Annotated in this window: 10 protein-coding genes; 6 read left to right on the top strand and 4 right to left on the bottom strand. The window is 69.3% G+C overall.

Translation table 11 applies throughout. The features are described from left to right. Nucleotides 1-171: 171 nt before the first annotated feature. Genes SACXIDRAFT_RS19350 through SACXIDRAFT_RS19340 form a run of 3 tightly spaced genes read right to left on the bottom strand, consistent with a single transcriptional unit; the run spans nt 172 to nt 3,343 of the window. On the bottom strand, nt 172-1,038 hold the full coding sequence (locus tag SACXIDRAFT_RS19350; RefSeq protein WP_006240371.1) for a carbohydrate ABC transporter permease: 867 nt from the start codon (nt 1,036-1,038) through the stop codon (nt 172-174). Continuing rightward, nucleotides 1,035-2,039 carry a carbohydrate ABC transporter permease gene (locus SACXIDRAFT_RS19345; protein ID WP_006240370.1) on the bottom strand — a complete coding sequence of 335 codons (1,005 nt, stop codon included), beginning with the start codon at nt 2,037-2,039 and terminating at the stop codon, nt 1,035-1,037. Before SACXIDRAFT_RS19345 ends, SACXIDRAFT_RS19350 begins: the two co-directional genes overlap by 4 nt. Before the next feature lie 11 nt (nt 2,040-2,050). Further along, the gene (locus SACXIDRAFT_RS19340) at nt 2,051-3,343 is read right to left on the bottom strand and encodes an ABC transporter substrate-binding protein (RefSeq protein WP_040922800.1); all 1,293 of its coding nucleotides are present in this window, start codon (nt 3,341-3,343) and stop codon (nt 2,051-2,053) included. Nucleotides 3,344-3,665: 322 nt separating this feature from the next. Here SACXIDRAFT_RS19340 and SACXIDRAFT_RS19335 point away from each other — a divergent pair, with 322 nt between their 5' ends. The 5 genes from SACXIDRAFT_RS19335 to SACXIDRAFT_RS19315 all read left to right on the top strand — a co-directional run bounded on the left by SACXIDRAFT_RS19335 (nt 3,666) and on the right by SACXIDRAFT_RS19315 (nt 7,693). Next, nucleotides 3,666-4,427 (top strand): alpha/beta fold hydrolase, encoded by a 762-nt coding sequence (locus tag SACXIDRAFT_RS19335; protein ID WP_006240368.1) that lies wholly within the window; start codon nt 3,666-3,668, stop codon nt 4,425-4,427. A gap of 464 nt (nt 4,428-4,891) precedes the next feature. Beyond that, nucleotides 4,892-5,089 (top strand): ferredoxin, encoded by a 198-nt coding sequence (locus tag SACXIDRAFT_RS19330; protein ID WP_006240367.1) that lies wholly within the window; start codon nt 4,892-4,894, stop codon nt 5,087-5,089. Between the two features lie 95 nt (nt 5,090-5,184). Beyond that, on the top strand, nt 5,185-6,363 hold the full coding sequence (locus SACXIDRAFT_RS19325; RefSeq protein ID WP_006240366.1) for a winged helix DNA-binding domain-containing protein: 1,179 nt from the start codon (nt 5,185-5,187) through the stop codon (nt 6,361-6,363). Nucleotides 6,364-6,575: 212 nt separating this feature from the next. Next, complete coding sequence (locus SACXIDRAFT_RS19320) at nt 6,576-7,046, top strand: universal stress protein (protein ID WP_040922285.1); 471 nt, start codon at nt 6,576-6,578, stop codon at nt 7,044-7,046. Between the two features lie 26 nt (nt 7,047-7,072). Continuing rightward, the gene (locus tag SACXIDRAFT_RS19315) at nt 7,073-7,693 is read left to right on the top strand and encodes a hypothetical protein (RefSeq protein ID WP_006240364.1); all 621 of its coding nucleotides are present in this window, start codon (nt 7,073-7,075) and stop codon (nt 7,691-7,693) included. 21 nt (nt 7,694-7,714) lie between these two features. Here SACXIDRAFT_RS19315 and SACXIDRAFT_RS19310 read toward each other — a convergent pair whose 3' ends face one another. Next, nucleotides 7,715-9,991, bottom strand: coding sequence for a heavy metal translocating P-type ATPase (locus SACXIDRAFT_RS19310; RefSeq protein ID WP_006240363.1), 2,277 nt, complete (start codon nt 9,989-9,991; stop codon nt 7,715-7,717). A gap of 110 nt (nt 9,992-10,101) precedes the next feature. Here SACXIDRAFT_RS19310 and SACXIDRAFT_RS19305 point away from each other — a divergent pair, with 110 nt between their 5' ends. Then, nucleotides 10,102-12,834, top strand: a complete 2,733-nt coding sequence (locus tag SACXIDRAFT_RS19305) for a cation-translocating P-type ATPase (RefSeq protein ID WP_040922798.1) — start codon at nt 10,102-10,104, stop codon at nt 12,832-12,834. Nucleotides 12,835-12,856 lie beyond the last annotated feature (22 nt).

Below are 12,856 nucleotides of genomic sequence, written 5' to 3'. Positions count from 1 at the left end.
TGTGTCCAGGGCGTCCACAGTGTCCACGGGGCCCACTGTGTCCACTGTGTCCACTATGTCCAGCGTGTTCAGTGTATCCGTGGTATTCGCGGTACTCGTGGTACTCGCGGTGTTTGCCGGGTTCCCGGACCCGAGTCCAGATCCGCTGTGCTCATTGCTGGTCGGCACGAACTACCCCTTTACAGCGCCTTGCATGATGCCGGCCACGATCTGGCGGCCGAGCAGGAAGAACACGACGAGAATCGGAACCGTGGCCAGTGTGGTTCCGGTGAGGACGAGCGAGTAGTCCACGTAGTACCCACTCTGCAATTTCTCCAGCGCCACCTGGACGGTCGGGTTGTCGGGGCCTAGTGCCACCAACGGCCACAGGAAGTCGTTCCACGACGTCATGAACGTGAACATCGCCAGGAACGCCGCAGCAGGCCTGACTGCGGGAAGGCACACGTGCCAGAACACGCGGATCATGGAGCAACCATCCATCCGAGCCGCCTCGATCAACTCCGACGGCACGGCGCTCACCGTGTACTGGCGCATCCAGAACACACCGATCGCGGTGACCAGGTTGGGCACGATCACAGCCTGGAGTTCGTTCGCCCAGCCCAGCTCCGCCATCGCCATGTACAGCGGGATGATTCCGAGCTGTGTCGGCACCGCCAGCGTCGCGACGACGAAGAGGAACAGCGCGTTGCGTCCTTTGAACCGGAGTTTGGCGAAAGCGAACCCGGCGAGGCTGGAGAACAGCACCGTCGAGATCGTCACCGAACCGGACACGATGATGCTGTTGCCCAGTGCCTTCCAGAACGGCACGGTGTCGAAGACCCGCGCGGCGTTGGCGAAGAAGTTGCCACCGGGAACCAGCGGCGGCACCTGCTCGGTGAGTATTGAGCTGTCCCTGCTGGCCACGAGGAACGACCAGTAGAACGGGAAGATCGAACCGAGCACGAAGGCCGTGAGCAGGCCGTAGACCCAGATGTTCGGCCTGCCGGGCCCGGCGATCCTCGGCCGCCGCCGGGAGCGAAGGAGTGGTACGGCGCTCATCGGTCCTCCCCCGTCGAAGCGATCCGCTTTGTCAGGAAGAAATTGATCAGAGCGATGCCGATGATGATCACGAAGAGCACCCAGGCGATGGCCGAGGCGTAGCCGAGGTCCTCCCTCTCGAACGCCGCCTGGTACATGTACAGCGTGATGGTCTGGAACTGGTGGGTCGAGCCACCGTTGTTCGACCCAGGCATGGCATCGAACAGCTTCGGCTCGGTGAAGATCTGAAGCCCTCCGATCGTCGAGGTGATCACCACGAAGATCAGTGTCGGACGCAGCATCGGGAGTGTGACGCTGACGAACCGGCGCACCGGGCCCGCGCCGTCCACCACGGCAGCCTCGTGGACCTCCTTCGGGATGGCCTGCATGGCGGCCAGCACGATGAGGGCGTTGTAGCCGGTCCACCGCCAGTTCACCATGACGGCGATGGCCACATGGCTGGCGAACCGATCGGCCTGCCAGTCCACCCGGTCGAGACCGAGTAGTTCCAGCAACCCGTTGACGAGTCCGTACTGCGGGCCGAACAGATTGGCGAAGATGATGCCCAGCGCGACGAGGCTCGCCACGTACGGCATCAGCACACCGACCCGCCATCCGGTCGCGAACCTCACCCTGGTGTTGAGCAGGGCCGCGAGCAGCACCGCGATGACGATCTGCGGAACGCTGGAGAGCAGGAAGATGCTCACCGTGTTGGTCAGCGTCGTCCAGAACTGCGGATCACCGAAGAGCTGGACGTAGTTGTCCAGACCGGCGAACGCCGGGTCGTCGTCGATCAGGTCCCACTCGAAGAACGACACGAATGCCGTGTACAGCAGGGGAAAAAGCCCGACGATCCCGAAGATGACGAAGAACGGCGCCACGTAGAGGTACGGCGAATAGCGCACGTCCCACCGGCTCAACCGGTCGCGCCAGCCCGGGCGCGGCGGCGCCGTGGCGCCTGCCGGCCCGGGAGTCACCGTCTCTGCTTCGGCAGCGGCCGGAGCGGGGCTCGAACCAGTCACATCCGCTCCCGTCAGGACGCGATCTGCTTGGCGGACGCGACGAACTGCTGCCAGCCCTCATCGGCCGAGGCGCCCTGCTCCACAGCCTGCAACGCCGGGGCGAGCGCGTTCTCCTGGATCTTGCCGTCGCCCGGCCCCTTGTACTGGGCCTCTCCGATCGTCTTCGCCTGCTCCGCGAACAGTTCGCCGATCTTCGCGCCGCCGAAGTAGTCATTGGTGGCGGAGAGCAGTTCCGGCGACTCCAGCGCTTCCACCTGGCTGGGGAATGCCCCTGCCGCCTTGAACGCCTTGATCTGCTGTTCCGGTGCGGTCAGCCACGCCGCGAACGCCGCGGCCTCCTCGGCGTGCTCGCTCTGAGTCGGTACAGCGAGGTAGGAACCGCCCCAGTTTCGCGGCCCTCCCGGGAAAGCCGAGGTGACGGCCCACTCGCCCGCGAGTTCGTCACCGGCCTGCTCCTCGATCACTCCGAGCATCCACGAAGGGCACGTCTTCGTCGCGAAGGCCGACTGCTTGAATCCGCTGTTCCACTCGTTGGAGAAGGCCACGAGACCCGCCGACTGGCCACGATTCACCGCGTCGGTGACGGTGTCCCAGTTCCGCCGGATCTCGGCGTTCGACTCGATCGTCAACCGGTCCTGCCGGTCGAAGTAGCCGACATCGAGCTGGTTCTGCATCGCGTTGAAAATCTGCGCGGCCGAGTCAAACCACGCCACGCCGTCGCTGTTCGCGACGAACGTGTCACCGGCGTCGAAATAGCTGTCCCAGGTCGCGAACAGCTCCCCCACCTCGTCCGGTTCCGACGGCAGCCCCGCCTTCTCGAAGAGGTCCTTGCGGTAGCACATCGCCAGCGGGCCGGTGTCGGTGCCGTATCCGATCAGCCTGCCCTCCTTGTCCACAGCCGACTGGTACTTCCAGTCGAGCCAGCGGCCGGGGCTCACCTCGGCCGGGCCGACCTCACGCAGGTCGTGGAACCGGCTCGACTTGTCCAATGCCTCGGGAAGGTGGGCCTCCTCGATGGCCACGACGTCGTCGAGGCCCGAACCAGCACCGAGCTTGGTGAACAGGGCCTGGTGGTACGGCCCGCCCTGGCCGGTGGTGTGGGGGACGATGTCGATGTCGCTGTGCAGGCGCTCGTATTCGGCGTAGAGCTCTTCGTACCCGAACTCGCCGAACGTCGAGATGCTGATCTGGGTCTTGCCGTTCGCGTCGGCGGCATCGCCGCCACAGGCAACGGTCACCAGGCAGGCAGCGGCGGCTGTGGTCACGGCGGTGGCACGTCTGGCGCGTCGAAGTCGGTGTCGCACGGTCACCCCTCATTGGGTTTGGCTACACGGAAACTGGGAGCGCTCCCAGTCGGATGAGCAGCCTGCCGCCACATGCTCCGAGTGTCAATGCCCAATGACCAGCCCGTTACCAAACCGCCAGCCCACACATCGAAGAAAATTGGGAGCGCTCCCAACCCAGCGCACCGTGTCCGCACCTCCTGCACGCGTGTCCGCACTTCCCGCACGCGCGCTCCCAACGGTGGCACCTTTCGACACCGGTCCAGCCGCTACAGTGCGACTCACACATCGGGGCGACTCACGCACCGGTGCTACCCACCCGCCAGGACACCGAGGAGGCAACGTGGCCAAGGGATTCGACATCGTCGGCGACGGAGCGCACACCGTCATCGCCGTGCACGGCTGGCTCGGTTCGGCGGGCGCATGGCGGCCGCTCGTCCCCCACCTCGACACCGCGACGTTCCGATACGTCTTCATGAATCTGCGCGGGTACGGCGACCGGCGCGGCGAGCCGGGCGAGCACACACTCGCCGAGGCCGCCACCGACGTGCTCGCCGTGGCCGACGCGCTGTCGGCCGACCGCGTCTCCCTCGTGGGCCACTCGATGGGCGGCGCCGTCGTACAGCGCGTCCTCGCCGATGCGCCCGATCGCGTGCGCTCGCTCGTCGGTATCTCGCCCGTACCTGCCTCGGGCGTGCCGTTCGACGACGAGGGCTGGGCGCTGTTCTCCGGCGCGGCGGCCAACCCCGGTCACCGGCGGGCGATCGTCGATCTGACCACGGGGAACCGGCTCACCGGTGTATGGCTCGACGCCGTGGTGCGGCATTCGCTCGACCACTCCGACGAACGCGCGTTCGCCGACTACCTGCTGGCCTGGGCCAAAACCGACTTCCACACGGAGATCGAGGGCAACCCCGTGCCGGTGAAGGTGATCGTCGGCGAGCACGACCCCGCACTCGGCGAGCAGACCATGCGGCAGACGTTCACCCAGTGGTACCCGAACTGCGCCGTCGATGTCCTCGCCAACTGCGGCCACTACGCCATCGACGAGACTCCTGTCGCGCTCGCGACGAGCTTGGAGTCCTTCCTGCGCGAGGTGCCGTGAACGGTCGCGAAGAACGTCGCAACCATCCTTGATGGACTGAAGAACCCCGGTCGCCGGGAGTGCTGCGCTTCGTAACGGCCCGGTGAAGGACGGCAGGCGTCGTCTGCTCCCGTCCTCACCGGGGCCGTGACGCGGTTGAACAGAGCCCGTAACGCCGGAGAGCTCAGGGTCCGCGCGACAGCCGTCGGCGAGGGCACCGCAAGGTCCCACCGAGCCGTCGCGACTGCGACAAGGAGAACCGTTCCGCTCCGCTCACCCCGGTCGCTTGACGACGAAGACTATGCCGCGATTGACTTCCCACGGTTGGCTACGAACGGCAACCACGTGGTGACTCCAGGACGGACGAACCGGCGTCATAGCCCGGACTCGCACAGTGCGAAAGGCTCGCACGACAGTGATGTGCGCGCGGACTACCCGGATCAGGATTCGGCCTGGAGCAACGGAACAACCGGAAGGGAAGCCGGATGAAGGTCAGCGTCGATCAGGACATCTGCTGCGGTGCGGGCCAGTGCGCGTTGCTGGCCCCTGAGGTGTTCGACCAGCGTGACGAGGACGGCGTCGTCGTCCTTCTCGACCCCGAGCCCGGCGAGGAATCACACGCGGTGACGCGCGAGGCCGCCGACGGCTGCCCTTCCGGTGCGATCGTCGTGGCCGAGAACTGAGCTCACGAACTCACGCCGTCCGGGCTCGGCTGTGGCTGATCCTGTCGGACCTTCCCGGTACGGTGCGCCTCGCATCGACGAGCGAGGAGGACGGGATGAGACGGATCGGCGCGGACGTGCGGCGTGCTCTGCTGGGGGTGCGGCACCGGCTCACCGCGCCGTCGGCGGCCTCTTGTCCTGTCGAGGTGGCCGACAGTCTCGTCGCCCTGCACAGCTCCGACCCCGCCACGGTGTATCTCGCCACGTGGGCTCGAACGCGAGCGCCCGAACCCGAACCACTGCACCGGTCGCTCTACGACGACCGCAGTTTGCTGCGACTGATCGCGATGCGGCGCACCGTGTTCGTCACCTCGCGCGCCGTGGCGCCACTGGTACTCACCTCGTGTTCGTCGGACGTGGCGAACGGCCAACGCAGGTTGCTGGTCACGATGCTCGACCAGAACGGCGTCGAGGAGCCGGAGACGTTCGTGGACAAGGCGAGAGCGGCCGCGCTGGCGGCCCTGTCAGCGCGGGGCGAAGCCACCGCGGCCGAGTTGGCAGGCGACGATCCCCTGCTCGGCACCAAGCTGGCTCTTTCGACGGGGAAACGCTACGAGAGCAGGCAGAACGTGGCCAGCCGTGTCCTGCTGTTGCTCTCGGCGGAAGGGCTCGTCGTGCGGGGGCGGCCCCGAGGGACGTGGACCTCCCAGCAGTACCGCTGGGCCACGATGCGGACCTGGATCGGCGGTGATCTCCCCGAGCTGCCGGTGGCCGAAGCCGAGCGGGAACTCGCCAGGCGCTGGCTCGCCGCCTACGGCCCCGCGACCCCCGAGGATCTCCAGTGGTGGACGGGCTGGACGAAGACGAGGACGAAGCGGGTGCTCACCGCGCTGCGCCCCGAGGAGGTCGAGGTGTGCGGCGCGCAGGGAATCGCTCTCGCGAGCACACCGGAGCCGCCGGCCGAGGTCACGCCGTGGGCCGCGCTGCTGCCCGGGCTCGACCCGACGTCGATGGGCTGGCGGCACCGCGAGTGGTTCCTCGGCGAGTACGGCGAGCGCCTGTTCGACGCGAACGGCAACGCCGGTCCCACCGTGTGGTGGAACGGCCGCGTGGTGGGGGCATGGACCCAAGCCGCCAACGGCGATGTCGTGTACCGGCTGCTGGAGGATGTGGGTTCGGAGGCCGTCGCGGCGATCGATGCCGAGGCGGATCGGCTCACCCGCGCGCTCGGCGGTGCGCGCCTCGCGCCGAGGGCCAGGAACCGAAGCCCGATCGAGCGGCAACTCCTGGAGTAAGACACAGCGTCGCGTCAGGAGATCACGACGGTACGGGTGTGCACCGCGGAACCCTTCGGTATGTCCGGTGCCGATCCGCACGCTCGCAGGGACGCGCTCGCCGATAGCGTCAACCGGTGCTTCGAGCCGTCCACCAAGCGCACCCGCTGCCCGGGCGAGAGCCATGACCAACGGCCCTAGAGCGCACACTCGCGCTGTGCCGACGATGGGGTATGGCCCATCTCGACCCGGCAGCGCCACGCAGGATCGTCGTGGGTTTCGACGGCTCCCCCACGGGTCAGCGGGCTGTGCGCTGGGCTGCGGAGGAAGCGGCGTCACGGGGCGGTGACGTGGAGGTGATCGCGGTCAGGGAACGGGACGAGCCGCTGCCGGGAACGTCATACGCCTTCCAGCCTTACGGTCGCCGCCCCGTACCCGACGAGGACAGCGTGCGGACCCACCTACACGACGTGGTCTCCGACATCACCTCGGCGCTCGGCGGAGGCGGGATCACGGAGACGGTCGTCACGGGTGACCCTGCCACGGAACTGCTCAAGGCTTCGGCGGACGCGGACCTGCTCGTGGTGGGCAGTCACCGGCGAGGTGCGCTGTCGGAGGTGTTGCTCGGCAGCGTCTCGGCATCCTGCGTCCGGCACGCGCGGTGCCCGGTCGTGGTCGTTCCGGCGACACTCGCGGCGCCGTGAGCCGACCGCTCAGGAAGGAGTACGCCATGACCGACGCGACACCGTCCGCGACGCGGCACACACCGTCGCTGGCCGACACCTACGCACCGGAGCCGCAGGTGCTTCAGGCAAGGCATCTGATCGTCCGCGCGGACACCGGCCGCACCTACGACGCGCTGCGGCGGCTCGACCTGACGGACGTGCGGGGCCCGCTCGTCACCGCAGCCTTCAGGGTCAGGGACCTTCCACAGTGGTGGCGGGAACGCAGGCACGGCGGCTCGCGCACGCCCACGAGGATGACGGTGGACGACCTCGTCGCCGAGTCCGAGTGGGTGCTGCTCGGCGAGACTCAGGGTGAGGAGCTGGCGCTGGGCGTCGCGGGGGTGTTCTGGAAGCCAGTCGTGCGGTGGCGGCAGGTCGAGCCTGCCGAGTTCGCCGAGTTCGCGGAGCCGGGACTCGGCAAGATCGTGATGTCGCTGTCCGTGCGCCCCTACGGCCTGCGATCGCTGGTCAGCTACGACACGAGGGTCACGACGACGGACCGTGGTTCGGCGGCCAGGTTCGCCCGCTACTGGAGGACCGTCCGCCCGTTCGTCGGCGCGATCCAGAAGAGCACGCTGCGCACGATCGCTGCCGTGGCCGAACGGGCAGGCGCGCCTCACCCCTGACACACCCGCGCGCGCCACGGTTCAGTCGCCCTTGCTGAGCGTGAAGTAGCCCTCCTCCTCCTGCGCGAAGTGGAGGGTGAGGACGGCGTCGAGGCCGTAGAGCGTCGCCCTGAGGTCGTCGATCTGCTCGGTGACGATCCCGTCCGGCGAGGTGTCCAGATGGCGTCCGAGCCGACGGCACAATCGCGCGATCTCGGCGTGGCCCCTGCTCATCGTCACCGTCGGCTCCGTGCTGCCGAACACGCCGCCCAGCACGGGATACAGTTCGGCTTCCTCGGCGTTCTCGTGAGGGAGCAGCTCATCGACGAGCAGCCGGTAGGCGCGGCGAACGGCGGCGTCCGCCTCCGGGGTCGCTCCCGCCGACAGCGAGTCCGCCGCGTGGCGGACCGACGCGCGCACCGGTTCGAGGCTCTCGTGCTCACCGGCGAACCGTCGCAGCAGGGCGTCGGCCTCGGGATGAGCGCGGCGCCGTCCCGCTCTGAGGACCCGAAGGCTGTTGAGGATCACCGCCACGTCGATGCCCTCCTGCACGACGGCACCGGCCACGGGAACCAGCCAGCCCAGCGCTGCCGCGATCATGGCCGTCAGCGACAGCACGGTGCCGATGACACCGCTCTGCGCGGCCACCCTGCGGGTTCGCCGGGCGATCTCCATGGAGTCGGCGAGCCGGTCGATCCGGTCGTCCACGATCACCGCGTCCGCCGCCTGCACGGCGGCGGTCGAGCCACGAGAACCGAGGGCGATCCCGACATCGGCCGCGGCGAGCGCGGGAGCGTCGTTGATGCCGTCGCCCACCATCACGACGACTCCCTCACCGCTTTCCCGCCGCACCCTGGCGATCTTGTCCTCGGGTGTGGCCTCGGCCTGCACCTCGTCGAGGCCGAGCATGGACGCGACCTCGGCCGAGCTGTCCACCCTGTCGCCGGTGAGCAGGACGACGCGCTTCACCCCCTCGGCATGCAGGCGCCGCATCGTGCGGGCCGCGTCGGCCCTGATGCGGTCGCGTCCGAGCAGGGCGCCGGACAGTTCGCCGTCAACGGTCACCCAAATGACGGTCGCGAGGTCGAGACGCCCTCGGCGCCGCACCGCGGCGGCCCACTCCGGGATCGCCGTGCCGGGCGGCATCCTCCCCACCCGCACCGTTCGGCCACCGACCCTGCCCTGGGCCGCGCGGCCAGGAATCTCGGTGACCTCCTCGGCTGCTCCGGCCTTGACGCCGGCTCTGTCCGCGGCGCGCAGGACGGCGGCTGCCAGGACGTGCGGCGAGTACTGCTCCACCGAGGCGGCGAGCCGCAGCGCGTCGGTGGCGGTGATGCCGGGAGCGCAGACGACATCGGTGATCTCCGGCCGTCCCTGCGTCACCGTGCCGGTCTTGTCCAGCAGCAACGTCGTCGTGTGGCCCAGCAGTTCGAGCGCGGCGCCGTCACGAACGACGATCCCGGCTCGCGACGTGCGCGACATGCCACCGGTGACGGCGATCGGCACCGCGAGAAGCAGCGGGCAGGGAGTGGCGGTGACCAGCACGGCGACGGCCGTGACCGCGTCCCCCGCCGCGAGCCAAGCGACACCCGCGATCACCAGTGCGAGCGGGAGGAACCAGCCCGCGACCCGGTCTGCGAGCCTGGCGATCGGCGCGCGTTCCGCCGCCGCCTGCTCGGCCAGCCGGATGATGCCGGCGTAGGTGCTGTCGGCGACGGTCGCGGCCGTGGCCAGGTCCACAGCGGCGCCCGCGTTGACCGTTCCGCTGCGCAGGCGATCGCCCTTCGGCCGCACCACCGGCTCGGGTTCTCCCGTGAGCGCCGACTCGTCGAAGACTCCCTCGCCCCGCAGCACGCCGTCCACCGGCACGATCTCGCCGGGCAGCACGACGAGTTCGTCACCGACGGCGACCTCCTCCACCGGCACCGTCACCAGTTCGCCGTCCGTACGCCGGTGTGCGTGGTGCGGCGCGCGGGTCAGCAAGCCCGAGAGGTCGCGTGCCGCCCGCTTGGCCGCGGCGGCTTCCAGCACCTGCCCCGTCGCCACCATCAGCGCGACGACCGCGCCGGCGAGGTACTCGCCCACCGCGAGTGTCCCCACCAGCGCGAGCACCGCGAGCAGATCCGCCCCGTAGCGGCGTCTGCGCAGGTCCGCGACCACGCGCGCCACCGACGGCACGAGCGCGCCCGCCGTGGCCGCGGCCCACAACCACCGCTCGGCGCCCCCGTCCAGCGGCCACGCGGCGAATCCGGCCACCAGGAGCACCGACACCCCCACCAGCACCCACACGTGCCGGGACACCCAAGCAGCACGCCACATTCCCGTCTTCACACCTCACCCCGTAGGTGGCCACAGCCTCGCAGGCCCCGTTGCCCCGCGTGGCCCTTCGGCTCTACACCCCGGCATACCCGCGCTGCCAGCCTGGGAACGTGTCGCAGAGCGATCCGAGGGAGCCCGTCACGCTGCTGTTGCGGGATCTGCGCAGCAAACCGGGCGGGCTGCCGTCGCGGGAAGCGGCCCGGCGGCTGGAGATCTACGGGCCCAACGAGCTACGGAGGAAACAGCGCACCGACTGGCCGCGACAGCTCATCCGCCAGTTCACTCACCCGCTCGCCCTGCTGCTGTGGCTGGCGGCGCTGCTCGCCATGGTGTCGTCGTCCACCGAACTCGCCGTGGCGGTGGTGGCCGTCATCGTGCTCAACGCCGCGTTCGCGTTCACCCAGGAACAACAGGCCGAGAAGGCGGTGGAGGCGCTGTCCGCCTACCTGCCCGCGAGGGCAACCGTGCTGCGGGACGGGACACGCACGGCGGTCGAGGCCCGCGACCTCGTGCCGGGTGATGTGCTCGTCGTCGAGGAGGGCGACCGCGTTTCCGCCGATGCGCGGCTGCTCGACGGCAGCGTGGAGGTCGATCTCTCCCCGCTCACCGGTGAGTCGCTGCCCGCCTACCGATCCGCCGAATTGAAGGATGTGACAGGGCCACTGCTCGATGCCCGCGATCTGCTGTTCAGCGGGACGAACTGCACGGGAGGGCAGGCGCTCGCCGTGGTGTTCGCCACGGGCATGCACACCGAACTCGGCAAGATCGCGGCCCTCTCGCAGCGGGTCGGGCGCGACGAGAGCCCGCTCGAAAAGCAGGTGAAGCGGGTGGCGTGGCTGATCGCGGCGGTCGCCGTCGGCGTCGGTGTCGCGTTCCTGCCGCTCGGCGCGTTCGTCGCGGGACTGCCCCTCGACGACGCGCTCAACTTCGCCATCGGGTTGCTGGTGGCGAACGTCCCCGAAGGGTTGCTGCCGACGATCACCCTGGCTCTCGCGGTCGGGGTCCGCGCGCTCGCCCGGGGCGGCGCCGTCGTGAAGCGGCTGTCCGCCGTGGAAACCCTCGGTTCGACGACGGTGATCTGCACGGACAAGACGGGCACGCTCACCCGCAACCGGATGCGCGTGACCCGCCTCTGGACCTTCGCCGGTGAACTGACCGGTGAGGCGTCCGGCACCCCACCCGAGCCCGCGAGGGCTCTCGCCGAGGTGGTGTCGGCGTGTTCGAACGCCGAACTCGACCCGTCCGATCCCGGCGCGGAAGGCTCCGGCGACCAGACGGAGATCGCCCTGCTGCGGGCGGCGAGGTCACTCGGCGAGGACGTCTCGCCGGAGCGGCGGGCCGGGCACCGGCTCCGCCAGTTCCATTTCGATGCCACTCTCCGGCTCATGTCCACGCTCGATCGCCGGGGCGATCGCACCGTGCTGAACGTGAAGGGAGCGCCCGAGGCCGTGCTGGAGCGGGCCACGACCTACCTGCCGGGCGAGGGTGGCCCCCAGCCGTTGACGGACACGGAGCGGGCAAGGGTCACGGAGGCCATCGACCGGTACGCCCATCAGGGGCTCCGGCTGCTCGCCGTGGCGACCAGGGACGTCACCGGCGACGCGGCGGACGCGCGGCGTGACGAGCTGGAGCGGGACCTGACCCTGATCGGTGTCGCGGCCATGATCGACCCGCCTCGCGACGGCGTGCCCGAGGCGGTGGCCCGATGTCACTCCGCGGGTATCCGGCTGATCATGGTCACCGGTGACCACGCGCTGACGGCGGGTGAGATCGCCAGAAAGATCGGCCTCGCCCGCGACCACCCCACGGTGATCACCGGTGACCGACTGGCCGAGTTGAGCGAACGCGAGCTGGAGAGCCTCCTCGAAGGAAAGAGGGAACTCGTCTTCGCCCGCACCTCACCTGAGGTGAAGCTGCGGATCGCCGACGCGCTGCGCGCACAGGGCAACGTCGTGGCGATGACCGGCGACGGCGTGAACGACGCGCCTGCGCTGCGGCGGGCCGACATCGGCGTCGCCATGGGGGTGACGGGCACCGACGTGGCCCGCGAGGCATCGACCATGGTGCTCACCGACGACAACTTCTCCACGATCGTCACGGCGGTGGAGGAAGGAAGGCGGGTCTACGACAACGTCCGCAAGTTCATCGTCTACATCTTCGCGCACGCGACGCCGGAAGTGATCCCGTTCCTGCTGTTCGCGTTGTCCGGAGGCCGGATACCGCTTCCGTTGACGGTGTTGCAGATCCTGGCCATCGACCTCGGCACCGAGACCCTTCCCGCGCTGGCGCTCGGCCGAGAGCCCGCCGAGCCCGGCGTGATGAGCCGCCCGCCGCGCCGCCGGTCGGAGAACGTCATCACGCACGCGATGCTCGGGAGGGCATGGGGCCTGCTGGGTGGTGTCTCGGCCGTGCTGGTGCTCGGCGGGTTCTTCCTCACGCTCTTCGCGGGAGGCTGGTATTTCGGCGCGCCCGTCGGGGAGGGCACGGCGCTGCACCCGGTGTGGCAGCAGGCGACCACCATGACGTTCCTCGGCATCGTCGCGTGTCAGATCGGCACGGCGTTCGCCTCCCGAGCCCAGTACGCCTCCCTCCGCACGGTGGGCCCGTGGTCGAACCGGCTCCTGCTCTGGGGAATCCTCTTCGAGGTGGTGTTCTCGGCAGCCGTGGTCACGCTGCCTCCGCTGCGGGCGGTCTTCGGCACCGCGCCGCCTCCTGCCGAACAGCTCGCCATGCTGGTGGTCTTTCCGTTCGTCGTGTGGGGAATCGACGAGTGGTACCGCTGGTGGCGGCGAGCTCGCGGCTGGGGCGGCAGGGACGTCCTCGCCCCCGCCGCGACGGGCTAGCTCGCGCACACCTCCGGCGCCA

The organism is Saccharomonospora xinjiangensis XJ-54, from assembly GCF_000258175.1.
In the GTDB taxonomy this organism is placed as follows: Bacteria; Actinomycetota; Actinomycetes; order Mycobacteriales; family Pseudonocardiaceae; genus Saccharomonospora; species Saccharomonospora xinjiangensis.
This window is presented reverse-complemented; position numbering and strand designations above follow the sequence as displayed.